25 protein-coding genes and 1 tRNA gene are annotated in these 22,694 nt (G+C 71.1%); 14 read left to right on the forward strand and 12 right to left on the reverse strand.

Annotated features, from left to right (window positions below; genetic code table 11):
- The first annotated feature begins 88 nt into the window (after positions 1 to 88).
- Together QRN40_RS12475 and rox are read left to right on the forward strand one after the other, a co-directional pair.
- Entirely contained in the window at positions 89 to 631 is a 543-nt protein-coding gene (locus tag QRN40_RS12475; RefSeq protein WP_285115980.1) for a GNAT family N-acetyltransferase, read from the forward strand.
- A 117-nt stretch (positions 632 to 748) separates the two neighbouring features.
- Positions 749 to 2,185 carry a rifampin monooxygenase gene (gene rox, locus QRN40_RS12480; RefSeq protein WP_285115981.1) on the forward strand — a complete coding sequence of 479 codons (1,437 nt, stop codon included), beginning with the start codon at positions 749 to 751 and terminating at the stop codon, positions 2,183 to 2,185.
- A gap of 13 nt (positions 2,186 to 2,198) precedes the next feature.
- On the opposite strand, the gene QRN40_RS12485 is transcribed toward rox, so the two are convergent.
- Both QRN40_RS12485 and QRN40_RS12490 read right to left on the reverse strand, forming a co-directional pair.
- Positions 2,199 to 2,813 carry a class I SAM-dependent methyltransferase gene (locus QRN40_RS12485; protein ID WP_285115983.1) on the reverse strand — a complete coding sequence of 205 codons (615 nt, stop codon included), beginning with the start codon at positions 2,811 to 2,813 and terminating at the stop codon, positions 2,199 to 2,201.
- Between the two features lie 220 nt (positions 2,814 to 3,033).
- Entirely contained in the window at positions 3,034 to 4,119 is a 1,086-nt protein-coding gene (locus QRN40_RS12490; protein ID WP_285115984.1) for an epoxide hydrolase family protein, read from the reverse strand.
- Between the two features lie 79 nt (positions 4,120 to 4,198).
- On the opposite strand from QRN40_RS12490, the gene QRN40_RS12495 reads away from it, so the two are divergent.
- Positions 4,199 to 4,819, forward strand: a complete 621-nt coding sequence (locus QRN40_RS12495; RefSeq protein WP_285115985.1) for a DnaJ family domain-containing protein — start codon at positions 4,199 to 4,201, stop codon at positions 4,817 to 4,819.
- Between the two features lie 36 nt (positions 4,820 to 4,855).
- On the opposite strand, the gene QRN40_RS12500 is transcribed toward QRN40_RS12495, so the two are convergent.
- From QRN40_RS12500 to QRN40_RS12510, 3 genes are read right to left on the reverse strand one after another with little or no spacing between them, the layout of a single operon-like run.
- Positions 4,856 to 5,578 (reverse strand): hypothetical protein, encoded by a 723-nt coding sequence (locus QRN40_RS12500; protein WP_285115986.1) that lies wholly within the window; start codon positions 5,576 to 5,578, stop codon positions 4,856 to 4,858.
- The gene (locus QRN40_RS12505; RefSeq protein ID WP_285115987.1) at positions 5,575 to 6,024 is read right to left on the reverse strand and encodes a DUF6114 domain-containing protein; all 450 of its coding nucleotides are present in this window, start codon (positions 6,022 to 6,024) and stop codon (positions 5,575 to 5,577) included. The genes QRN40_RS12500 and QRN40_RS12505 overlap by 4 nt, the downstream gene beginning before the upstream one ends.
- The gene (locus tag QRN40_RS12510) at positions 6,015 to 6,611 is read right to left on the reverse strand and encodes a DUF6230 family protein (protein WP_285115988.1); all 597 of its coding nucleotides are present in this window, start codon (positions 6,609 to 6,611) and stop codon (positions 6,015 to 6,017) included. Before QRN40_RS12510 ends, QRN40_RS12505 begins: the two co-directional genes overlap by 10 nt.
- 132 nt (positions 6,612 to 6,743) lie before the next feature.
- Here QRN40_RS12510 and QRN40_RS12515 point away from each other — a divergent pair, with 132 nt between their 5' ends.
- Positions 6,744 to 7,355 (forward strand): TetR/AcrR family transcriptional regulator, encoded by a 612-nt coding sequence (locus QRN40_RS12515; RefSeq protein WP_285115989.1) that lies wholly within the window; start codon positions 6,744 to 6,746, stop codon positions 7,353 to 7,355.
- On the opposite strand, the gene QRN40_RS12520 is transcribed toward QRN40_RS12515, so the two are convergent.
- Together QRN40_RS12520 and QRN40_RS12525 are read right to left on the reverse strand one after the other, a co-directional pair.
- Positions 7,352 to 7,675 carry a hypothetical protein gene (locus QRN40_RS12520; RefSeq protein ID WP_285115990.1) on the reverse strand — a complete coding sequence of 108 codons (324 nt, stop codon included), beginning with the start codon at positions 7,673 to 7,675 and terminating at the stop codon, positions 7,352 to 7,354. The genes QRN40_RS12515 and QRN40_RS12520 overlap by 4 nt on opposite strands.
- Before the next feature lie 100 nt (positions 7,676 to 7,775).
- Positions 7,776 to 8,681, reverse strand: coding sequence for a DsbA family protein (locus QRN40_RS12525; protein WP_285115991.1), 906 nt, complete (start codon positions 8,679 to 8,681; stop codon positions 7,776 to 7,778).
- A 119-nt stretch (positions 8,682 to 8,800) separates the two neighbouring features.
- Between QRN40_RS12525 and QRN40_RS12530 the strand changes: the two genes are divergently transcribed.
- Positions 8,801 to 9,424, forward strand: coding sequence for a class I SAM-dependent methyltransferase (locus QRN40_RS12530; RefSeq protein WP_285115992.1), 624 nt, complete (start codon positions 8,801 to 8,803; stop codon positions 9,422 to 9,424).
- Between the two features lie 16 nt (positions 9,425 to 9,440).
- Here QRN40_RS12530 and QRN40_RS12535 read toward each other — a convergent pair whose 3' ends face one another.
- Positions 9,441 to 10,886: an MDR family MFS transporter gene (locus QRN40_RS12535; protein WP_285115993.1), complete on the reverse strand. Its 1,446-nt coding sequence runs from the start codon at positions 10,884 to 10,886 to the stop codon at positions 9,441 to 9,443.
- 74 nt (positions 10,887 to 10,960) lie between these two features.
- Here QRN40_RS12535 and QRN40_RS12540 point away from each other — a divergent pair, with 74 nt between their 5' ends.
- The 5 genes from QRN40_RS12540 (at position 10,961) to QRN40_RS12560 (ending at position 17,546) form a co-directional block, all read left to right on the forward strand.
- Complete coding sequence (locus tag QRN40_RS12540) at positions 10,961 to 11,632, forward strand: helix-turn-helix domain-containing protein (RefSeq protein ID WP_285115994.1); 672 nt, start codon at positions 10,961 to 10,963, stop codon at positions 11,630 to 11,632.
- Positions 11,629 to 12,906 (forward strand): MFS transporter, encoded by a 1,278-nt coding sequence (locus QRN40_RS12545; protein ID WP_285115995.1) that lies wholly within the window; start codon positions 11,629 to 11,631, stop codon positions 12,904 to 12,906. Before QRN40_RS12540 ends, QRN40_RS12545 begins: the two co-directional genes overlap by 4 nt.
- A gap of 52 nt (positions 12,907 to 12,958) precedes the next feature.
- Positions 12,959 to 13,462, forward strand: coding sequence for a hypothetical protein (locus QRN40_RS12550; RefSeq protein WP_285115996.1), 504 nt, complete (start codon positions 12,959 to 12,961; stop codon positions 13,460 to 13,462).
- Between the two features lie 111 nt (positions 13,463 to 13,573).
- Positions 13,574 to 17,332: an AAA family ATPase gene (locus QRN40_RS12555; protein ID WP_285115997.1), complete on the forward strand. Its 3,759-nt coding sequence runs from the start codon at positions 13,574 to 13,576 to the stop codon at positions 17,330 to 17,332.
- A gap of 34 nt (positions 17,333 to 17,366) precedes the next feature.
- Positions 17,367 to 17,546, forward strand: coding sequence for a hypothetical protein (locus tag QRN40_RS12560; protein ID WP_285115998.1), 180 nt, complete (start codon positions 17,367 to 17,369; stop codon positions 17,544 to 17,546).
- Positions 17,547 to 17,552: 6 nt separating this feature from the next.
- Here QRN40_RS12560 and mscL read toward each other — a convergent pair whose 3' ends face one another.
- Genes mscL through QRN40_RS12575 form a run of 3 tightly spaced genes read right to left on the reverse strand, consistent with a single transcriptional unit; the run spans position 17,553 to position 18,978 of the window.
- Positions 17,553 to 17,990: a large-conductance mechanosensitive channel protein MscL gene (gene mscL, locus QRN40_RS12565; protein WP_285115999.1), complete on the reverse strand. Its 438-nt coding sequence runs from the start codon at positions 17,988 to 17,990 to the stop codon at positions 17,553 to 17,555.
- Positions 17,991 to 18,007: 17 nt separating this feature from the next.
- A complete protein-coding gene (locus QRN40_RS12570) occupies positions 18,008 to 18,340 on the reverse strand; it encodes an FmdB family zinc ribbon protein (RefSeq protein ID WP_285116000.1) in 333 nt (110 codons plus the stop codon).
- Between the two features lie 53 nt (positions 18,341 to 18,393).
- The gene (locus QRN40_RS12575) at positions 18,394 to 18,978 is read right to left on the reverse strand and encodes a 5-formyltetrahydrofolate cyclo-ligase (protein WP_285116002.1); all 585 of its coding nucleotides are present in this window, start codon (positions 18,976 to 18,978) and stop codon (positions 18,394 to 18,396) included.
- 59 nt (positions 18,979 to 19,037) lie between these two features.
- Here QRN40_RS12575 and galU point away from each other — a divergent pair, with 59 nt between their 5' ends.
- From galU to QRN40_RS12595, 4 genes are all read left to right on the forward strand, one after another.
- On the forward strand, positions 19,038 to 20,015 hold the full coding sequence (gene galU, locus QRN40_RS12580; RefSeq protein ID WP_285116003.1) for a UTP--glucose-1-phosphate uridylyltransferase GalU: 978 nt from the start codon (positions 19,038 to 19,040) through the stop codon (positions 20,013 to 20,015).
- Positions 20,016 to 20,037: 22 nt separating this feature from the next.
- Positions 20,038 to 20,700, forward strand: a complete 663-nt coding sequence (locus tag QRN40_RS12585) for a GNAT family N-acetyltransferase (protein WP_285116004.1) — start codon at positions 20,038 to 20,040, stop codon at positions 20,698 to 20,700.
- Positions 20,701 to 20,797: 97 nt separating this feature from the next.
- Positions 20,798 to 21,904, forward strand: coding sequence for a hypothetical protein (locus QRN40_RS12590; protein ID WP_285116005.1), 1,107 nt, complete (start codon positions 20,798 to 20,800; stop codon positions 21,902 to 21,904).
- A gap of 57 nt (positions 21,905 to 21,961) precedes the next feature.
- A tRNA-Ala gene (locus QRN40_RS12595) sits at positions 21,962 to 22,037 on the forward strand.
- 57 nt (positions 22,038 to 22,094) lie between these two features.
- Here the strand turns inward: QRN40_RS12595 and QRN40_RS12600 are convergent.
- A complete protein-coding gene (locus tag QRN40_RS12600; RefSeq protein ID WP_285116006.1) occupies positions 22,095 to 22,694 on the reverse strand; it encodes a LysE/ArgO family amino acid transporter in 600 nt (199 codons plus the stop codon).

The following is a 22,694-nucleotide window of genomic DNA, read 5'->3' on the forward strand; positions in this document are numbered from 1 at the left end:
GGGGCGACGGGATGGTGAACGGGAGACGAACGCGCCAGGGATGCGGGCGCCGTAGACCGCAGGGATGCGCGTCCGCTAGACAGGATCCATGCTGACTGGAACCGTGGTCGGGCTGCGCGCCCGGCACGAGGACGACATCCCGATCCTCCGCACCGAGTTGTACGACGACGTGGAAGGGTCGTCCCGCGCAGAGGGCGGACCGTGGCGCCCGGTCATGCCGGGGACGGACGACGCCCGGCTCAAGCCCGACGCCTCCAAGGAGGATGTCGTGGCCTTTTCGGTGATCGAGCTGGAGGGCGGGACGCTCGTAGGCGCCGCCACCGTGTGGGGGATCGATACGCACAACCGCTTCGCGCACCTCGGACTGGGATTGCTGCCGGCGGCCCGCGGGAAGGGCTACGGGACCGACATCGTCGCGGTGCTCTGCGAGTACGGGTTCACGGTGCGCGGGCTGCAGCGTCTGCAGATCGAGACGCTCGCAGACAACCACGCGATGCTGGGTGCCGCCGAGCGGAACGGCTTCGTGCGTGAAGGGACACTGCGTTCGTCTGCCTGGGTGATGGGGGAGTTCCTCGACGAGGTGGTCCTCGGCCTGCTCGCCGACGAGTACCGCCGGCGCGCTCAGGCGTGACCTGTCCCTCCCGCATTTCCAGGATACTGGAGGGGCGGGGGCTTGCCGCAAGACCCCGGTGATGCACCAGAATTGCTGGTCGCGGCCGGAATCGATCCGGTCGGAGATGGGGGATCGATGAGTGAGTTCGACGTCGACGTGGCGATCAGCGGCGGCGGCCCGACGGGGATGATGCTGGCCGCCGAGCTGCGGCTGCACGAGGTGCAGGTGCTCGTGCTGGACCGGGATGCGGAGCCGACGCGGCTGGTCCGCTCGCTCGGGCTGCACCCGCGCAGCCTCGAGATCATGGACCAGCGCGGGCTGCTGGAGCGGTTCCTCGCTGAGGGCACCCCGTATCCGGGGATGGGCGGCCGCTTCGCCGGGATCGTCAGCCCGCATCCGGTGACGCTCGACACGGCGCACGACTACATCCTCGGCATCCCGCAGCCGGTCACCGACCGCATCCTGGCCGAGCATGCGGCCGAGCTGGGGACGGAGATCCGGCGGGGGAGCGAACTGACCGGGTTCGAGCAGGATGAGGACGGCGTGACGATCGCGCTCGCCGACGGGTCGCGTCTGCGGTCCCGGTGGCTGGTCGGCTGCGACGGCGGCCGCAGCCTGGTGCGGCGGATGCTCGGCGTCGGGTTCCCGGGGGACGCCGCGACCACCGAGTGGCTGCTCGGCGAGGTGGAGGTGACGGCCGCCGCCGACGAGATCGCGGCCATCTCGGAGAAGGTGCGCACGACGCACCGCGGCTTCGGCATCGGGCCCGCCGGTGACGGGCTGTTCCGCGCCGTGGTGCCCGCGGCATCCGTCGCGGAGGACCGGACGGTGCCTCCGACGCTGGATGACTTCCGCTCCCAACTGCGGGCGTTCGCGGGCACCGATTTCGGGGTGCACTCGCCGCGCTCGCTGACGCGCTTCACCGACGCCACGCGGCTCGCCGACCAATACCGGGTGGGGCGGGTGCTGCTCGCGGGCGACGCCGCGCACGTCCATCCGCCGCTCGGCGGGCAGGGACTGAACCTCGGCATCCAGGATGCGTTCAACCTCGGTTGGAAGCTGGCGGCGGCGGTCGAGGGCTGGGCGCCGGCCGGGCTGCTCGACACGTACTTCGATGAGCGCCACCCCGCCGCGGAGGACGTGCTCACCATCACGCGGGCGCAGAGCGAGCTGATCTCCCCGGAACCGGGTCCGCAAGCGGTGCGACGGCTGCTCACCGAGCTGATGGGCTTCGAGGACGTGGGCCGTTTCCTGGCGGAGAAGGTCGCGGGCATCGGCATCCGCTACGACTTCGGCGACGGGCCGGCGCTGCTCGGGCGCCGGATGCGCGACATCCCGCTGGGCCGCGGGCGTCTCTACGAGCGGATGCGCGACGGGCGCGGGATGCTGCTCGACCGCACCGGGAGCCTGTCGGTCGGCGCCTGGGCGGATCGTGTCGACGTGGTCGCCGACGCGGCCGCCGAGCTGGACGCACCCGCGGTGCTGCTGCGACCGGACGGGCATGTCGCGTGGATCGGGGACGAGCAGGAGGAGCTGACCCGGCACCTGAGGCGGTGGTTCGGCGAGGCGTGAACCACGCCGCGCGTCACCGGGACAGCGGCAACTCGGCGATCAGCAGTTCATCGGCGCCGTCCGTCCAGGTCTCCGTGCGACCTACGGTGAATCCGGCGGGCGAGACCGTCTGACCGAGGTGCTCCGCTGAGTCGAACGGACTGTGGTCGAGGTACGCCGACGATGGTGCCGCGCGGTGGCGGCTCGGGTCGAATGACAGGAACGTCGCGGTGATCGCGCGACCGCCGGGGCGGAGCACGCGGGCCCACTCCAGGATGGCGGCATCCGGGTGCGGGAAGAGCTGCAGCCCGGTGACGCACGTCACCAGGTCGAACGCGTCGTCCGGGAACGGGAGGCTGGTCGCATCCCCGACCCGCAGGTCGGCGTCCGGGAGGTGACGGCGGGACTCGTCGATCATGCGTGAAGCCAGGTCGATGCCGGCCAGCGTCCCGTCGTAGCCGCGGTCGCGCAGCGCCCGCAGGGCGAGGCCGGTGCCGGTGGCGACGTCGAGCACCGACCGCACCCCGGGCAGATCGGCGAAGGCGGCGACCGCGGCGGCCAGGCTGCGGTGCATGGAACTCTCGTCGTAGGTCGCAGCGCGCTCGTCGAAGCGTTCGCGGACCGCTCTCAGGTGCTCGTCATCGGTCACGGAGGTCAGCGTAGCGGGCGGCGGCCGCCCGCCTGCGGTGCCCGGAGTGTCGCTCCGCGTCGGCCGAAAAATGTAGCGGCGGCCGGCTCACCCGAAAAAGCCGACCGCCGCGCACCGGGAATGCAGTACAGCTGCCCGCCCCCTGCGGTTCAGCCTGCCATCCGTTGCTTAGTGCACACAGTAAAACGCCCCGGAGGAAAGTCAACCCGGTCGGAGCGGATCAGCCCCGGATGTTCATCTCCAGTTCACGAACGGCCTGCGCAACAGCGGCGGGTGCCTCCCACGCGGTGTAGTGGCCACCCCTCTCCAGTCGACCGAACGAGCGGATGTCGCTGTAGCTCTTCTCGGCGAGCGACCGCGGGTACGCGGCTTCGTGGCGCTGGACCAGGATGGACGCCGGCACCGCGACGATCGGGTGCAGGTCGTCGTCGCTCGTCTCTTCCCGGTAGGGCCGGAAGCTGGTCCCGATCGAGCGGGTCACCCAGTACAGCGCGACGTTGGTGAGCACGTCATCCACGTCGAACCGCTCCAGGCCGTCGCCGTCGCTCCAGGCGGCCACCTTCTCGGCGATCCAGGCGAGCAGACCGCTCGGGGAGTCGATGAGCGCGGCGGCCAGGGTATCGGGGCGGGTGCCCTGCTCGTGCGCGTAGCCGGACTCCTCCGGGTTCGCGACCGAGCGGAGGAAGGCCTGCTCCTCGTCGGTCAGCTCGACTCCGGGGCGCGACCGCGCGGAGAAGGACGCGTGCGTCGCGATGATGCCGGCGACGGACTCGGGATGCTCGCCCGCGAGCCAGTCGCTGACCCCGGCGCCCACATCCTCGCCGTAGGTCAGGTAGCGGTCGTAGCCGAATTCGCCGGTCATCAGCGCGTTCCAGCGGCGGGCGACGCCCGGAGAGGAGAACGGCTCGGGCAGTACGGCGGAATACCCGTAGCCGGGAAGCGACGGGATGACGACGTCGCGGTCGGCGCTGAGAAGGTCGGCGAGGTCTAGCATCGACGCGAACGAGTACGGCCAGCCGTGGGTGAGCACGATCGGGAGCCCTCGCGGTTCGCGAGCCGCGACGCGGACGACGTGCACGGCGCACCCGTCGAGGTCGACCATGCGCTGCTCGTAGCCGTTCACCCGTCGCTCGAACCCGCGCCAGTCGTACCCGGTGCGCCATCGCTCGACCAGGTCGGCCAGCACCCGGGGCGGGATGCCGTTCGACCAGTCCGGGCCGGGCGTCGGCTCGGGCAGGATGGCGCCCTCCAGGCGGTGCTGCAGGTCGTCGAGCACGGCTGGGGGGACGTCGATTCGGAACTCCATGCAGCGACGTTAGCGGGCGCCGCCGACATCGCAGAAGGCGGCCGAGCAGGATGTCGGAGGGCGGGCGTAGGCTGAAAACATGGCCCGGAACCGTGACGAATCCCGTCGCGCGGCTCCCGAGTCCGACCCGCTCGTGGAGGCCGCGCGGTACCGCCTGCGCCGAGACGCGGAGGAGCGCGGCGAACCGGTCGAGGAGCCGAACGCCGGCCAGCCCAGCATGGAGCAGCGGGCGCACATCGTCGAGATGACCATCCAGCAGGCCATGCGGCGCGGCGACTTCGACAACCTGCCTGGTTCGGGAAAGCCGCTCCCCGGGCTGACCGGGACGCACGACCCCGACTGGTGGATCCGGCGCAAGATCGAGCGCGAGAAGCTGACCGGGCTCGGGCCGCCCGCCCTCCTCCTACGAACGGAGGACAAGGAACTCGACGACCGGCTCGACCGTCTGGCGTCGGAGACGGCGGTCCGCGAGCACCTCGACACCTTCAACCGGCGCATCATCGAGGCGCGGCGGCAGCTGCAGGGTGGCCCGCCCGTGATCACGCCGACCCGCGACGTGGATGCGGAAGTCGAACGCTGGCGCACCCGGCGCGAGGAGCGGCTCCGCCAGGCGGAGGCGAACCGGCGCGCCGAGCAGGAGGCGTACGCGGCGCTGTCGCGGCGCGAGCGGCGGCGGCTGCGGCGCGAGTCCGGCCGCTGAGCCCCGTGGCGGTGCGGCGTCCGCCGCGCGTCGGCGCTACTCCGAAAGATGCTGGTGCGGAGCGGTGAAGTGGATGCTGTCCGCGGTCACCCCGACGAGTCCCAGCGTCACGCGCAGCAGCTGTGGCGGGAGCCCGTCCGCCGGGGGAGGGGTCGCGGCGCCGAGCGTGTAGGGCGTGCCGTCCCGACCCGTCGCGGTCACCGAGTCCAGGTAGACCTGCACGTTGCCGCGGAGCGCCATCTGGTCGGCCGTGGTGACGAGCTTCGGCCCGGTCTCCTTGCGGACGGTCAGGGAGAAGCCGTCGATGGTGATGCTTTCGGCGGAGAGCTTGAGCACGGGGACGCGCCGGCCGTCCGCGAGCGGCACGGTCACCACGGTGATCCCCTTCAGTCCGGAGAACGAGAGGGATGTGCTGCCGAGCTGGGCGGGCGGCTGGGTGAAGACGGGAGCGCCGGTGTCCGGGCTCGCGGGCGCAGCCGGGGCGCTAGGGGTGGGCGTGGGCGTCGGCACGCCCGGTGTCGCCGGGACGCCGGGCGTCGAGGAGGAGCCGGGGAGCGGCGGCAGCCCGGGCAGCCCGGGGTGGTCCGCGCCCGAGGTCGGCGTGGGCGTGGGCGTCGGCGAACTGCACGGCATGATGAGCGGGATGCACAGGCCGGCGGGAGCCGCGGTGGGCACGCGGGCCGCACCGAGCCCGGCCAGTGCGGCCGCGACGCACGCGATCAACGCGCCCGCGACGACGCCCGATCCGCGCCGCCTCATGCGGTCCGGCCCTCGGCGGAGGCGGTGGCGGCGGAGTCCGCATCACTCACCGCGCCACCGTCCGCGCCCGCCTGCTTCGGCATCCACGCCACGGTCAGGATTCCGCCGACGGTGCTCAGCAGCATCCCGATGAAGAAGCCGCCGAGGTTGACGCCGATGAGCGAGTAGACCGCGACCGCGAGCGCGATCACGCCGTAGAAGATGCGGTGTGCGGGCATCGCGATGATCAGGGTGCCGAGCAGCACCAGCAGGATGGGGATGATCGTCGCCTGCAGTCCCTCGATCCCCAGCTGCACGTGGATCTTGCCGATGTCGAGCTGGCCCGAGAAGAACAGCTCCACTCCGCCGAGCGCCGTCAGCAGCCCTCCGACGAAGGGGCGGCGGCGGCGCCAGGCCCGAAAGCGCGCCCGAGCGCTCGTCGCGTGGGCCGCCACGATCAGAAGCATCCCTTCGAGCCGTCGGTGAGCTGCACGTGCATGCCGGTGAGGGTGAAGACCGAGGCCTGCGTGCTCCACGCGGTCTGCTGCAGGTTCGTGATGGTCACCGCGTCCGCATCCTGCGCGAAGTCGCCCGCCGCGCCCTTGGCGGTGGTGTTCACCGTGGAGGCGTCGACGCCGATGCGGATGTTGTGGAACTCGGAGTCGCCCTTGAGGTCCGTCATCCCGATCTGCAGGTCGGAGGCGGACGCGGGCGTGCCGCCGCCGCCCGCGGTGATCAGCATTCCGACCTTGCCCAGCGGGGTGTCGGCCACCACGGCCTGGCAGAGGTCAGCGAGCGTAGCCGACTTGATGTTCGCGATGGCGACCTGGTGCTCCTTGCCGGCGGTGTCCGGTGCGACGCCCGCGTACTGCGAGAATCCGGTGCCGTCGAGCTTCGTCGCGCTGATCTGGAACTGGCTGCCCGACACCGAGAACGACACGGGGACGGCGCCCTGCGCGACTCCGGTCATCAGCACGGTGGAGACGACCGCGACGGGGACGGCGGCGAGCACGATCCGTCCGGCGTGCGACCCGGCGAGCTTTCGGAACTTCATCGATCCTCCTGTTCGGGGGACTTGACAGCGTCGGCGCGGCCAGGTCCAGGAGCGAGCTTAGACGTTATTGACCGCCTGTCAATAGTCGAGGTCGCCCCTCCGGCCCGGCGGCCCGGCCGGTAGGCTCGGCAGATGGAGACGGACCGGCGCACCCGGCTCACGCCGGACGAGCGGCGGGCGCAGCTCGTCGCGCTCGGGGTCGCGTTCCTCGCCGACAACCCGCTGGACCAGCTGACCATCGAAGAACTGTCGGCCCGCGCGGGGGTCTCCCGTGGTCTCCTGTTCCACTACTTCGGGTCGAAGCAGGGGCTCCACCGCGACGTCGTCCGCACCGCCCGCGACAGCATGCTGCACGCCACGGAGCCGATCGCGGGACTCGCACCCCTCGACCGCCTGCACGACACCCTGACCCGGATCGTCGCCTTCGTCCGCGAGCACAGCGGCACGTTCTACTCGCTGGTGCGCGGCGTCGCCTCCGGTGACACGGAGGTGCGCCAGGTGGTCGAGGAGGCGCGCGGAGAGCAGGCCGACCGGGTCATCGCGGTGTTCCTCGAACTCGGCGTCCCGGACACACCGATGCTGCGGATCGCCCTGCGCTCGTGGATCGCGTTCGCCGAGGAGGCGCTCGTCGAGAGCGCGATCGGCACCGAGCTCCCGTCGGAGGAGATCGCGGGCTTCCTCGAGCGGAGCGCGCACGGGGTGGTGGATGCGCTGGTCGCGCATCCTCCAGCCGACGAGGGCTAGATGCCCTCCTCCTCGACGTCGTCCTCGGTGAGCACGCCGTCGTCGACGTCTTCGCCGCTGTGCTCGTCGTACACCGGCTCGGCCTCGCGCGACTGGCCGCCCGTCGGTCCGTCGTTGCCGTCGCCCGGTCCCGGCCAGATCGTCTCGCCCGCGACCGCGTCGTTGGTGACGAGCTCGTCGGCGAAGTCGGCCTCGGCCTCGGGGTCGTTCAGCGCGTAATCCACGTCGCCGTCCGCCGGGTCCGCCCAGCCGGGCGTCTCGCCGGCATCCGTCTCGCCGATCTCGACGTCGTCGACGCCGTCCTCCGGAATGCGTTCCATGCGTCGCAACCTACACCTCGGCCGTTAACGCAGACAGTTCCGGAGTTCCTCGAGCCGATCACGGGGATTCGGCCGAGGAACTCCGGAACCGGTGGATGCGTCAGCCGGCGGTCGGGAAGGTGATCGTCTTGCCGCTGCCCGCGTCCTTGACCGCTGCGTCCTTGAACGCCGCGAACTGGGCCGCGTCGGTGAACCCGCCCTGGTAGCGCTCGCCGTTGACGAACACCGTCGGGGTGCCGAAGCCGCCGCTGGTCGGGTTCTTCAGCTGCGAGTTGGTGGTCGCATCCTGGGTCATCTGGGTGATGAACGAGCCGAAGGTCTGCTTGTTCACGCAGTCGGTGATCGCCTGGGACTCGACGCCCGCATCCTTGAACACCTTGAGGATCTCGGAGTTGCTGAGCCCGCCGCCGGTCTGCTCATCCGGCTGGTTGGCGAACAGCGCCGAGTTCACGTCCCAGAACTTGCTCGGCTGCGAGTTCGCGACGCACGCGGCCGCAGCGCCTGCGCGGGTCGAGTACTGCTTGTTCTGGCTGCTGTCGAGGATCGCGACCGGGTGGATCTCGATCGTGGCGGAGCCTTCCTCGAGCCACTGCTTGATCTGCGGGTCGTTAGTGGTCTCGAACTGGTCGCAGTAGGGGCACTGGTAGTCGAGCCAGATCTGGATGTGCGCGGTCTTGCCGTCGAGCTCCATCTTGGTCGGCGTGGGCTTCGCCCCGCTGGCGATGGCCGGAGTGGTGACCGCCTTGGTCGGCGATTCGAGCAGGATGCCGCCGCTCGCCATGTTCTTCGGGTTGGCCGCGCTGCCGCCGGCACCCACGCTGGTGAACACCACGACACCGATGATCGCGAGCACCGCGATGATCCCGACGATGACCGAGCTCTGCACCACGACCTTGCGTCGCTTGGCCTTCTTCGCGGCTTCCTCGCGCATCTTGCGGGCGGTCTCCCGCGCCTCTTCGCGTCGGTCGCGTTTGGTCGGACCCCCGGGTCCCCGGCCAGTTGACATTCAGCTCATCCCATCGAACAGTGGACAGTTCTCAGATGATCGTAGGGGGAGATTGCTTTGAAGCCGCTGTACCGAGTGCCCTACCGTGGACCCATGCACTCAATGGACCGAGCCAGTTGATGTCGCCGGACTCTCCGGAGCAGAACGAGGGCCGGGACACCGCCGGGTCCGCCTACGCGGAGCGCCTCCGCCGTCTCGACAGCTCCTGGTGGCGGCGCACCCTGAACGTGCAGGCGCCGTACCGGTGGAACATCCGCCGCCTCCATCTCGGGCGGGTGCTGGATGTGGGCAGCGGCCTCGGCCGCAACCTCGCGCACCTGGGCAACAACGGCGTCGGGGTGGACCACAACCCGGAGTCGGTCGCGATCTCGCGGGCCCGCGGGCTGACGGCGTTCACCAGCGACGAGTTCCCGTCTACCGAGTACGCGGTGCCCGGAACGTTCGACTCGCTGCTGCTCGCGCACGTGGTCGAGCACGTCGACCCGGACTTCGCCGTGGAGCTGGTGAAGATGTACCTCCCGTACGTGAAGCCGGGCGGCCATGTCCTCTTCATTACCCCGCAAGAGCGCGGCTACGGCAGCGACTCGACGCACGTGACGTTCACCGACTTCGACGGGCTGCACCGGCTGGCCGACCGCCTCGGGCTGACCGTGGAGCGCGAGTACTCGTTCCCGCTGCCGCGGTTCGCCGGGAAGGCGTTCACGTACAACGAGTTCGTGCTGCTCGCGCGCATCCCGGGCTGACCTCGCCCGTTCCGCGCTACTCCGCCGTGGCGGGAGCGCGGTGGAACTCGACGTCCTCCACACGCGAGCGCGGCATCGCCAGGCCGGCGCCGATCGTCAGCACCGCGGCGATCGCGACGGCGATGAACACGGCCGTCGATGCCTGCTGGATGGTCTCCGGTGCGTGGGTGCCGCCCGCCGACGCCCCGATGATCGCGTTGGCGATCGCGCCGAAGACGGCGACACCGACCGCGCTGCCGATCGAGCGGGCGAACATGTTGCTGCCGGTCACGACGCCGCGCTCGTTCCACGGCACGCTGGACTGCGCGGCGATGAGGGTCGGCGTGGCGATCAGGCCCATCCCGAGCCCGACGACGAAGCAGCTGACCGCGACGAACAGCACCGACGGCGCGACGGAGGTCGCGGCGAGCGACGCCGCACCGACGATCGCGATGCCCATCCCGAGGATGGCGGTGTTGCGGAAGCCGATGCGCAGGTAGAAGCGTCCGGAGAGGCTGGCGGCGATCGGCCATCCCAGCGTGAGCGCGGCCACCGCGAGGCCGGACACGATGGGCGCGACGCCGATCGTCCCCTCGAGGTAGGTCGGGACGTACGAGGTCAGGCCGATGAGGATCGCGCCGACGCCGAGCGAGATCAGCGTCGTCGTGACCAGCAGTCGCCGGGAGAACACCCACAGCGGCAGCACGGGCTCGGCGGCGCGGCGCTCCACCAGCACGAACGCGACGAGCAGGGCCGCGCCGAGGGCGAACGAGCCGATGCTCCACACGGAGTCCCACGCCCACGCCTGGCCGCCCTCGAGCACGGCGAGGATCAGCAGCGTCATCCCGCCGGTGAGGAGCGCGGCGCCGGCGTAGTCGATGCGGTGCTTGCGGCGCTCGATGCTCTCGTGGAACGCGCGGATGAGCATCCACCCGGCCAGGATGCAGAGCGGCACGTTGACGAAGAAGATCCACCGCCACGACAGGAACTGCGAGAACACGCCGCCCAGCGTCGGCCCGACGACGGACGAGATGGCCCAGACGCTCGCCAGGTAGCCCTGCGTCTTGGCGCGCTCGGCCACGGTGTAGATGTCGCCGGCGATCGTCATCGACATCGGCTGGATGGCGCCGGCGCCGAGACCCTGCACGGCGCGGAACGCGATGAGCGCGGGCATGCTCCAGGCGAACCCGCACAGCACCGACCCGACGAGGAACAGCGCGATCCCGATGAGGACGATCGGCTTGCGGCCGACGGTGTCGGACAGCTTGGCGTAGACCGGGACGGACACCGCCTGCGCGAGCAGGTAGACCGAGAACAGCCACGGGAACTGCGCGAACCCGCCGAGGTCCTGCACGATCGAGGGGACGGCCGTCGCCAGGATCGTCGAGTCGATGGCCACGAGCCCCGTCGTCAGCATCAGGGCGATCAGGATGGGGCCGCGCTCGGAGCGGAAGCCGATGCTCGCTCGGGTGGGTTCGTTCATAGAGATCAACAACGTGGGGAGGGCGGCTGCATTCCCGCTTGACGTGAAAGAGCCCGCGGGCGACAATCTGAAGCATGTCTTTCACATCGGATGCGGAGGAGCCGCAGACGGCGGCCGACGCCGCTCGGCCGGAGCGCCGGACGACCGTCACGGACCCTCGCGCCCTCCGCGCGCTCGCGCATCCCCTCCGCCTCGCGCTGCTCGACCACCTGATGTCGTTCGGGCCGCGCACGGCCAGCGAGTGCGCCGCGGTCGTCGGCTCCACTGCTTCGAACTGCAGCTACCATCTGCGCGCCCTCGCCCGCGTCGGGCTGGTCGAGGCGGTGGATGCGGAGGACGGCCGCGAGCGACCCTGGCGGTCCGCCTCCACCGGGCTCGCCTTCGGCCGCACCGAGGACCCGGAGTACCCGATCGGCCACGACACGGTCGAGCGCGCGCTCGCCGACCGGCAGGTCGACGACGAGGCCGCCCTGGTGCACCGCGCCATCGCACAGCGGGACGAGCAGCCGGTCGAGTGGCGCGAGGCCAGCATCCTGAGCGGGTACGCCCTCAGGATCACGCCCGCCGAGCTCCGCGAGCTGGGGGAGCGGTTGGATGCCCTGATCCGCCCGTACATCGGCCTCACGCGCGGAGACGCCCCCGACGGCAGCGACGTCGTCGCCCTGCACCTGAACGCGTTCCGGCACCCCGACGCGATCGCGGCAGCGCAGGCCGTCGCTCGTCCCGACGGGGAGGTCGAGTCATGACCGCCACCGCGTCGGCCCAGCGCTCGCGATCGCCGCTGTTCCGCCGCGACTTCGCGCTGATCTGGACCGCCGGCCTCGTTTCGGACACCGGCGACTGGCTGCTCATGATCGCCCTGCCGCTGTTCGCCCTGTCGGTGACCGGCTCGGCGCTCGGGGCGTCGACGGTGTTCCTCGTCGAGCTGGTGCCGATGCTCCTGGTCGGCAGCTTCCTCGGGGTGCTGGTCGACCGCTGGGACCACCGCCGCACGATCGTCGTGGTGGCGCTGCTGCAGGGCGTACTGCTTCTCCCGCTCCTCGCCGCGAGCGCCGACCGCATGGGCATCGTCTACGCGGTCGCGGCGGTGGAGGCGGTGCTCGGCGCGATCATCAACCCCGCGCGGCAGGCGATGATCCCGCGGCTCGTCGGCCGCGACCAGCTCGCACGCGGCAACGCTCTCGTCGCTGTCAGCGACAACCTGGCGCGCCTCGTCGGTTCGCCGCTCGGCGGTCTCTCGTTCGCGCTCTGGGGGCTGCCGGGCGTGGTGATCGCCGACGCCGTGTCCTATCTGGTGACGGCGCTGCTGGTGTCGTTCGTCCGGCCGAATCGGCCGGCAGACGCCGCAGCAGGCACGGACGACCCAGCGGCCCACGACGGGGAGCCCGCCGCCGCCGCCGAGCGGCGCATCCTGCGCGAGTGGATGGACGGGCTCGCCCTGATCGCCCGCTCGGCGACGCTTCGCACCATCGCCCTCCTCTCCGCCCTCGGCGGGGTCGCCCAGGGCCTCTTCCTCGTGCTGTTCCTCGTCTACGTGACGCAGAACCTCGGCGCCGGCGACACCGGCGCGGGCATCATCCGCGGCGTACAGGCGATCGGCGGGGTGCTCGGCGGACTGGTGGCCGGGCTCCTGGCGCGGCGGTTCGGTCCGCGCTCGATGATCGGCGGCGGCTACCTGTTGTTCGGGCTGCTGTCCCTGCTCACCTGGAACCTGGCGCCCTTCACCACGGCGCTCTGGGTCTACGCCGGACTGTTCATCGCGATGGGCATCCCCGGAGTGACGACGGCGACGGGGGAGATCACGCTCGTGCAGACCGCCGTGCCGCCGAAGGCGCTCGGCCGGGTGATCGCCGCGATCACGACGGTGGACGGTGCGGCGCAGGCGGTCGGGCTGCTGGTGGGCGGCCTGCTGGCCGACTCCGGGGACATCGTGCCGATCCTCGACGTCCAGGCCTCGTTGTACCTGCTCTGCGGCGTGATCGGGATCATCGCCCTGCGGGACAGGAGCCGTCTTCCGTAGAGACACCCGCGGGCGCTATGGTGCTGCCACCGTGGTCCCCCGGAGGTGGATGATGACGCGTCGAACGCCGCTGCTCCGCATCCCGCAGTTCCGTCGCACCGTCGGCGCTGCGGCCATCGCCGTCGGGGCGCTCACGGGCCTCACCGCCTGCGACCTGTTCGCTCCGCAGGACACCCTCTACATCGAAGAGGCGAGTGTCGGGGTGAGCGCCACGGTCGGCCAGGTCTTCGTGGGCAACGCCGTCCTGGTCAGCGGCGCCGGCGGCTCGGCGAACCTCGTCGTCACGCTGGTGAACCAGTCGTCCGAGGCGCAGCAGGTCGAGCTGGCCACCAGCAACGGCCAGACCATCCACGTGTCCCTCGATCCGCGGGCCACCGAACGGCTCGGCAACCCGCCGAGCGAGAAGACGTTCATCTCGAGCCTGGATGCCCAGCCCGGCTCGCTCACCACGGTGACCGTGACCAGCGGCGACTCCTCGGTCGGGCTGCAGGTGCCGGTGATCACCGGCGCCCTCCCGCCGTACGGGACGCTCACGCCCTCGCCCAGCGGGGGCTGACGCGCCCGATCCGGCGCTCCGCGTTCGCGCACCGACATCCCACGCGTGATATTGGCGCGAAACCCGCCCGGGTTCCCGTTGTTTCCGCGGATGTGAACGTAGGGTGTCCGTGTGTGGCGACTGGACAGGAAGACCGATGATGACGACGCGACGTCGGACATCGGGGACGACGACGCCCTGAACCCGCGCACGACGACGGCTCCGCACGCGCTCAGCCTGGGCGATCCCGGACTGGTCGCGGGCAACATCGCCGAGCCGGTCTGGAAGCGCTGGCGGGACGAGATCGCGGCCGTCGGCGGCGATTCGCCGCTCCTGCACTTCGAGGACAGCCCGCGGACGCGCATCGAGCTGAGCACGACGCATCCCGGCGGCCTGCCGCAGTTCATCACCGGGCAGAGCACGCTCCTCTCCAGCCTCATCCGCGACGAGTTGGCGCTGCGCACGGCGCGCGCGGCCGCGAACGCGATCACCACCAAGGGCATCGAGCTGCGCTCCGTGCGGGGCATCGAGTCCATCCACCTGGCTATCGGCCTGGCGCAGTGGCGGCACGGCACCGACGAGTTCTTCGCGCCCATCCTGCTGCGTCCGCTCGCCATCCGCCGGTACGGCCGCGACTTCGAGCTGAAGCTGAAGGGGCAGACGTTCCTCAACCCGGAGCTCGCGCGGGCCCTCAACGAGCAGTTCCAGATCACCCTGGATGCGGACGCCTTCGTCGCGCTCGCCGTCAGCAACGGGGTGTTCAAGCCGCAGCCGGTGATCGACCGTCTGCGCGGCCTCACGTCGCACCTCCCGTGGTTCAACGTGCAGCCGCGGCTGGTCGCGTCGTCGTTCGCCGACGTCGCGCCCGCGCTGACGGCGGAGGCCCGCGACCTCGACTCGGTGCTGCTGGATGCGTTGGCCGGCAACCCGACCGCGCGCACCACCGTCGAGAGCGCGTTCAACCCGGTGGAGCCGATCCGCCAGGACGAGCGTCCGCCCGCGACCGACACCCTCCTGCTCGACGCCGACGAGGCGCAGGAGAACGTCGTCGCGCAGATCGCCGCGGGCAACTCCCTGGTCGTCAAGACGCTCCCCGGCACCGGCGGAACGCAGACGATCGTGAACGCGATCGGCGCGCTCGTCGCCCAGCACAAGCGCGTGCTCGTGGTGAGCCCGCGCCGCTCCAGCCTGGACGACATCGCCCAGCGCCTCACCCAGGCCGGCCTCCCGGGCCTCGCCGTCACCCCGCGCACGCTCCGCCGCGACCTCGTACAGTCCATCGGACGCAACGAGAAGGCGACCCAGCCGCGGGTGACCGACGTCGACGAGGCGCTGGTGCGCCTGCGCAAGGTGCTCGTCGACTACCGCGCCGCGCTCACCCGGCGCGACCCCGTCCTCCGCGTGTCCGTGCTGGATGCGCTGCGCGAGCTCTCCCGGCTCTCCCTGCTGCCGTCCCCGCCGTCGACCACCGCCCGGCTCGGCCGCCGCGCGATCGAGCTGCTCGCCGGCGAGCGGGCGTCTTCTGCGGACGCGCTGATCCGCGCGGCCCGGCTCGGCGAATTCCGCTACGGCCCCAACGACTCGCCCTGGTACGGCGCCTCCTTCACCACGACGGAGGAGGGGAAGGCCGCGCACGAGCTCGCGAAGAAGCTGAACCGCGCCGAGCTGCCGCGCCTCCTCGACCGGGCGCAGGCGCTGATCGGGCAGACCCGGATGCGGCCGTTCGCATCCATCGCCGAGCTCGGCGTCTACCTGCGGCTGCTCCTCGACATCCGCGAGACCCTCGACAAGTTCACGCCGTCGGTCTTCGACCGCTCGCTCACCGAGCTCATCGCGGCCACCGCATCCCGTCGCGAGTCGCCGTCGATGTCGAGCGCGAACCGCCGCCGCCTGCGCAAGCACGCGCTCGAGTACGTGCGCCCGGGCGTGCACGTCACCGACCTCAACGAGAGCCTGCGCCGCATCCAGCAGCAGCGCATCCTGTGGAACCGCTTCGCCGTCGCCGGCGTCGTTCCCGAGGTGCCGGTCGGCATCGCCGACGTGCAGGTCGCCTACCAGCGTGTGGCGGAGGACCTGGCCCGGCTCGACATCCCGCTCAGCCGCACCGGTACACCGCAGTCGCTCGCCGTGCTTCCGGTCGAGGAGCTGACCCGTCAGCTCGCCGGACTCGCCGCCGAGTCGGAGGTGCTCGCCAACCTGCAGGAGCGCACCGCCCTGCTGACCCAGCTGCGCGACCTGGAGCTCGACCCGCTGATCTCCGACCTGTCGGTGCGCCACGTGCCCGAGACGCAGGTCAGTGCAGAGCTCGAACTCGCCTGGTGGCAGTCCGTGCTCGAGTCGCTCCTCGCCTCCGACCGCGCCCTGCTCAACGCCAACACCGGCGTGCTCGACCGGCTCGAGGCCGACTTCCGGCTCGTGGACGAGGCGCACGCCTCCGCCACCGGCAAGCAGCTGGCGTGGATGCTCGCCGAGACCTGGAAGATCGGCATCGTCGACTGGCCGGACGAGGCCGCCGCGCTCAAGCGGCTGCTGAAGGGCGGCGTGCCCACGGCGAGCTCGGTCACCGAGGCCGCCCCTCACCTGGCACGGCCGCTCGCTCCGGTGTGGCTGATCTCGCCGTACGAGATCCCGTCGATCGGCCGTGAGGTCGGCTTCGACGCGGTGCTGCTGGTGGATGCGGGAGCCTCGAGCCTGGCCGAGAACGTTCCGGTCATCAAGCGCGCCCGCCAGATCGTCGCGTTCGGCGATCCGGTGACGCAGACGCCGTCGCGCTTCGACATCGGCGTGCACGAGTACGGCACGACGGTCGAGGACATCGACGTGGATGCGCTCCACGCCGACTCGGCCCTCGCCCGCCTCTCCGATCTCCTGCCGGTCTACACGCTCAGCCGCTCGTACCGCGCCGGGGGAGAAGACCTGGCCGAGCTGGTCAACCGCCGCTTCTACGGCGGGACGATCGACTCCCTCCCGTGGGCCGGGACGTACCTCGGCCACGGCAGCCTCGCGCTCCACTACGTGACCGGCGGTCAGGGCATGCCCGACACCGACACCGGAGCCGTCGAGTCGACGGACGCCGAGGTCGCGAAGGTGGTCGAGCTGGTGCTCGCGCACGCCACCGAGCGTCCGCGCGAATCCCTCATGGTCATCACCGCGAGCGAGCGTCACGCCGTCCGCGTCAACCAGGCCGTCCTCGCCGCGTTCTCGAAGCGCTCGGAGCTGGCCGACTTCATCCTGGGAGAGCGCGCAGAGCCGTTCACCGTGGTGACGCTGGAGCAGTCCGTCGGCCAGAGCCGCGACCGCGTCATCTTCTCGATCGGCTACGGCCGCACCCCGCACGGCCGGCTGCTCTCGAACTTCGGCGCCCTCGCCGAGCCGGGCGGCGACCGCCTGCTCGCGGTCGGGATGACGCGCGGTCGTCGAGGCATGGACATCGTCTCCTGCTTCCGCCCGGAAGACATCGACGAGACGCGGATGCGCCACGGCATCGCCGCGCTGGCCCAGGTTCTCGGCGAGGCCGACCAGCTGCAGGCGGCGGCCCCGGAGTACCTCAGCCAGGATGCGGACCCGATGGTCCTGGACCTCGCGAAGCGTCTGGCGCGGCGGGGGCTGGATGTCCACCTCGGCTATCGCGGGAAGCTCACGCTGGTCGCCTCGCACGGCGGCCGGGCGGTCGTGGTCGAGACCGACCAGGACGTGTCGAAGGGCAGCCTCCGCGAGACGCTCCGCCTGCGGCCGGACGTGCTCCGCCGCCTCGGCTGGCACTACCTCCGGGTGCACAACTTCGAGCTCTTCGCCGACCCGGACGCGGTCGCGGGTCGCATCGCCAAGCTCATCGGCAAGGGCGAGCCCGACGCCGAGACGGCGCCGATCACCCTGCCGTCGCTCGACTGACGCATCCCGTTCCTCGTCGCTCTAGGCTGGAGGGGTGAGCGAGACACCGGGGAGGCGACGCCATCGGCGCGTGCAGCGTCCCGGCGCGCCCGGAACCGACCCGGAGCCGCGCGTCGACCCGCGCGACAAGCCCGAAGGCGCCGACACGGACAGCACGCCCTCGTGGTCGTCGAACGACGAGCAGCTGCGACGGGACGTCCCGCCGCACTGGTGACCGCCCCTAGGGGAGCGGGTCGGCGTGCTTGCCGGAGGCCTGCGGCGGCGCCTGCTGGGCGCGCAGCAGGTCGCGGATCTCGGTGAGGAGGTCGAGATCGGTGACGGGCTTGTCGGGCTCCACCACGCCCTTCTTGCGGAGGCGCTCGGCGCGCTGCTTCGCGAGGTTCATCGGGAAGACGAACACGAAGTAGACCACGACGGCGATGATCAGGAAGTTGATCAGCGACACCAGGACGGCGCCGAACTTCAGCTGCGCCTTGCCGATCGTCAGCGTCAGTGCGTTGTTCAGGCTGTCGTTCATGGCGATCGCGCCGATGAGCGGGTTGAACAGGTTCGTGACGATGGACGTGACCACCGCGGTGAACGCGGCGCCGATGACGACCGCGACCGCGAGGTCGATGACATTGCCGCGGAGGATGAACTCCCGGAAGCCCTTGAGCATGATCTTCAGACGCCCTTCTACGCAGCGGACCCGGACGACGGAGTCGACGGGGTCGAGGACGTGGTGGAGGACGAGGAGCCGGACGAGGAGGAGCCGGATGACGAGCTCGAGCTCGACTTCGACGAATCCGATGACGACGTGCCGGAATCCGACGAGGAGCCGCTCTTCGCTCCGCCGCGCGAGTCCGTCCGGTAGAACCCGGAGCCGTTGAACGTCACCCCGACCGTGCCGAACACCTTGCGCAGCGAGCCGCCGCAGTTCGGGCACACCGTGAGGGCGTCGTCGGTGAAGGCCTGCTGGATGTCGAAGGCGTGGCCGCAGTCGCGGCACGAGTAGGAGTATGTGGGCATTCTTCTTCCGCTGCGCTTCGGTGAGAGGTGGGGCGAGGTCCGGTGGGGTGAGGTCAGGTGAACTGGACGATCCGGGTGGGGGTGACCGCCCCATCCACCGGCTGGTCGTGCCGCTCGCGCGGCACCTCGTCCACGAGTTCGCCGTCGAACAGCACGGCGTACACCGGGGGACATTTTTCCATGCTCCCGAGCGTCTTGTCGAAGTAGCCGCGTCCCCAGCCCATCCGCATGCCGCTGGCGTCCACCGCCGCGGCCGGGACCAGGATGAGGTCGACGTCGTTGATCGCGATCGGACCGAGGAGTTCGCCGATGGCTTCCGGCAGGCCGAACAGCCCCTCGGTCTCGCTCTCGCCGTCGCCGGTGGTCCAGTCGAGCAGGCCGTCTTCGCGGGAGATGGGGAGGAGCACGCGCATCCCCTGGGCGCGGGCCCAGTTGACGAATGGTCGGGTGTCCGGCTCGATGGGAGTGGAGAGGTACGCGGCGACGGAGCGGGCCGACAGGTCCGTCGCGAGGTCGACGAGGTGGCGGGTGAGACCGGCGGTGGCCGACTGGCGCTCCGTCGTCGTGAGGTTCTGGCGCCGCTCCCGGAGCTCGGCGCGCAGGGCGCGCTTGCGATGTGCGGCGGTGTCCGGGTCCATACGGCAATCCTAAGAGATGCCATCCTGTGCTCCGCCGAAATGCGGATACTGTAGGCGGCATGGCAAATCACGACCGCGTTACGAAAGCAGTGATCCCCGCAGCCGGCCTCGGAACCCGGTTCCTGCCGGCGACCAAGGCGATGCCGAAAGAGATGCTTCCGGTCGTGGACAAGCCCGCCATCCAGTACGTCGTCGAGGAGGCCGTGGATGCGGGCCTGCACGACGTGCTCATGATCACCGGCCGCAACAAGAACGCCCTCGAGAACCACTTCGACCGCAACGCCGAGCTGGAGGAGACCCTCACCAAGAAGGGCGACACCGACCGTCTCGAGAAGGTCAACTACTCGACCGCGCTGGCCGACATGCACTACGTGCGCCAGGGCGACCCGAAGGGCCTCGGCCACGCCGTGCTGCGCGCGAAGATGCACGTGGGCCGCGAGCCGTTCGCGGTGCTCCTCGGCGACGACATCATCGACGCGCGCGACGACCTGCTCCGCCGGATGCTGACCGTGCAGGCGCAGCGCCACACGAGCGTCGTCGCCCTCCTCGAGGTCGACCCCGACTCCATCCACCTCTACGGCGCCGCCGCCGTGGAGGCCACCGACGAGGACGACGTCGTCCGCATCACGGGACTGGTGGAGAAGCCGGACAAGGAGCACGCGCCGTCGAACTATGCCGTGATCGGCCGGTACGTCCTGCGGCCGGAGGTGTTCGACGTGCTCGAGCGCACCGAGCCGGGGCGCGGCGGCGAGATCCAGCTGACCGACGCCCTCCAGTCGATGGCGGAGGCTCCCGACTGGACTGGCGGGGTCTACGGCGTCGTGTTCCGCGGCCGCCGCTACGACACCGGCGACCGTCTCGACTACATCAAGGCGATCGTCCGGCTCGCGGTCGATCGCGAGGACCTCGGGCCCGAGCTCCGCCCGTGGCTGCGCGAGTTCGCGTCCGACCTGGGCGACGAGCCGGTGGAGTTCGTGTCGGAGATGCCCGCCGACCCGACCGGGCCCATCCAGACGCTCTCCCAGCGGTCCCGCTGACGGCCGGCTGAAGGAGGAGTCTGTGGCGCTCGTGGTCCCCACCCTCTCCGAGGGTCGTGTGGGGTTGCGTCCCATCCGCCTGCGCGATGCGCGGCCGCTGGAGCGCTCGCTGCTCGACAACCGCAACTGGCTGCGCCAGTGGGAGGCGACCAGCCCCTACGCGCCCGGCTCGTTCGACACCCGGGCGAGCATCCGGTCGCTGCTCGCGAACGCGCGTGGCGGTCACGGGCTGCCCTTCATCGTGGAGTGGGACGGCCGGCTCGCCGGTCAGCTGAACGTCTCGTCGATCGCGTACGGCTCGCTGTCGAGCGCGACCATCGGTTATTGGATCGCCGAGGAGTTCGCCGGCCACAACATCACGCCGACCGCTGTCGCGCTCGCGACCGACTACTGCTTCTACCAGCTGGGTTTGCACCGGATGGAGATCTGCATCCGGCCGGAGAACGGTCCGAGCCTGCGCGTGGTCGAGAAGCTCGGCTTCCGCTACGAGGGTCTGCGGCGCCGCTACATCCACATCAACGGCGACTGGCGGGACCACTTCTGCTTCGGCCTGGTGACCGAGGAACTGACCCAGGGCGTGCTGCGCCGCTGGCTCGACGGGAACGTCCCGGCGGACGCCGCGACGATCCCCGCGGAGGACCGCGCGGCCGCCGCCGTGCCGCTCCCGGTGGCCCGGCACCGCTGAGAAACCTCCCCGGACATCCGCTGGGAGCGCGCTGGATCGCGTGACACACCCTCCGGCGTCACGAGGCCGAGCGCCCGCCGCCCCTACCGTAGAGGTCATGAACGGGGATGTGATGGGCGGTGGGGTCGTCGTCGCCATAGCGGCCGCCCTCTGGCTGGCCTATCTTGTCCCGGTGTGGCTGCGCCGCCGCGAATACCTCGCGACGGAGCGGAACGCCGTGCGCCTGCAGCAGACGCTGCGCATCCTCGCCGAGACCAGCGAGCTGCCCGACGAAGTACGCATGGAGGCGACGGCCCGCACGGTCGCGGAGCAGCAGCGCATCCTGCGCCGGTCCGAGCAGAAGACGCTCGCCGCGGCACGCGCGGAGGCGGCCGCGCACGCCCGCCGGGAGCAGGCCATCGCGGAGGAGCGCCGACGCGCCGCCGAAGAGGCGGAACAGGCGGCCGCCGCCGCGATCGCTCAGGAGCGGGCTGCACGGGCCGCTGCCGCTCAGCGTGCGCGCGTGCTCGCCACCGCATCCGCTCGGCCCGTGCTCTCTCCCCAGCGTCGCCGCCGGCTCCGCCGTGCGCGCGCCCTCTCGACGTTCCTCCTCGTCGCGGGTCTGATCGGCCTCGTCGCCGGGACCGCGATGCTGTTCCAGACCGGCGCGTGGATGCTCGCGTTCGCCTCGGCGGGCGCCGTCGTCGTCTCCGGGTGGATGCTCGGCCGCCTCGCGCGCCCGCAGCGCGCCCTTTCGACCGGTGCGCCGATGGTGCGCACCTCGGTCGTCGCGCCGGAACTCTACGACGACGCCCAGCACGATCTGCCGGTTCAGGAGCGTCTCCGCCAGAGCTGGACGCCGCGTCCGCTGCCGAAGCCGCTGCACCTGTCTCCCGGAACGGTCGCCGCCGCCGCGATGGCGTCGGTGGACGCGGCCGCAGAGCTGCGCCGGGCCGCCGCCCGGGCGGAGTTCGAGCGGAAGGCTGCGGAGGCCGCAGAGGTCGCCGCCGCGGCAGAGGCGGTGCCGGCGCCGGTACCGCTGCGTCCGGTCGCGGTCGTTCCGGCCCCCGCTGTCGTTCCGGTCGGCGCGGCTGCTGAGGCCTCCCACGAGGCCGCCGGTCCAGCGGTCCCGAGCCAGTACGCGAACATGGGGATCCTGGACGAAACCGCGACCGGGAGCCTCGATCTGGATGCCGTGCTGCGCCGCCGCCGGGCCGCCAGCTGAGCCCCGCCGATTTCGACTCGAACCACGTAGGGTGCTATTGTTTCTAAGCAGTTCCCCGGGGCTATGGCGCAGTTGGTAGCGCGCTTCGTTCGCATCGAAGAGGTCAGGAGTTCGAATCTCCTTAGCTCCACCACCACCGGAAAGGCCGCCCGAATCGGGCGGCCTTTTCGTTTGCCCGGCGCGTGTCCGGTCAGGCGATCAGCAGCACCGCCAGGACGAGCATGAGCACGGCGATTCCGCCGTCGAGGATGCGCCACGCGACCGGCTTGGCGAACACCGGGGCGGCGAAGCGGGCACCGAACCCGAGCAGCCCGAACCAGATCAGGCTCGCGGTCGCGGCTCCCGCGCCGAAGACCCAGCGCCCGGGGTCGCCGTGGGAGGCGGAGAGCGAGCCGAGCAGCAGCACCGTGTCCAGGTAGACGTGCGGGTTCAGCCAGGTGATCGCGAGGCAGGTGCCGACCGCGGCGGCCAGGGAGCCGGCGACGGCTCCGGAGGCGCTCAGCGACTCGGGCTTCAATGCCCGGCGGGCGGCGAAGACCGCGTACCCCAGGAGGAACGCGAAGCCGGCCCAGCGGACGATCTCCAGCGCCAGCGGCGCCTTCGTGACCAGGACTCCGATACCCGCGACCCCGGCCGCAATGAGGACGGCGTCGCTCAGCACGCAGATGACCACGATCGGGAGGACGTGCTGGCGGCGCAGGCCCTGGCGCAGGACGAAGGCGTTCTGCGCTCCGATGGCGATGATGAGGGAGGCCGCCGAGCCGAGGCCGGTGAAGAACGTTGCGAGCAC

This window comes from Leifsonia sp. fls2-241-R2A-40a (assembly GCF_030209575.1).
Lineage (GTDB): Bacteria > Actinomycetota > Actinomycetes > Actinomycetales > Microbacteriaceae > Leifsonia.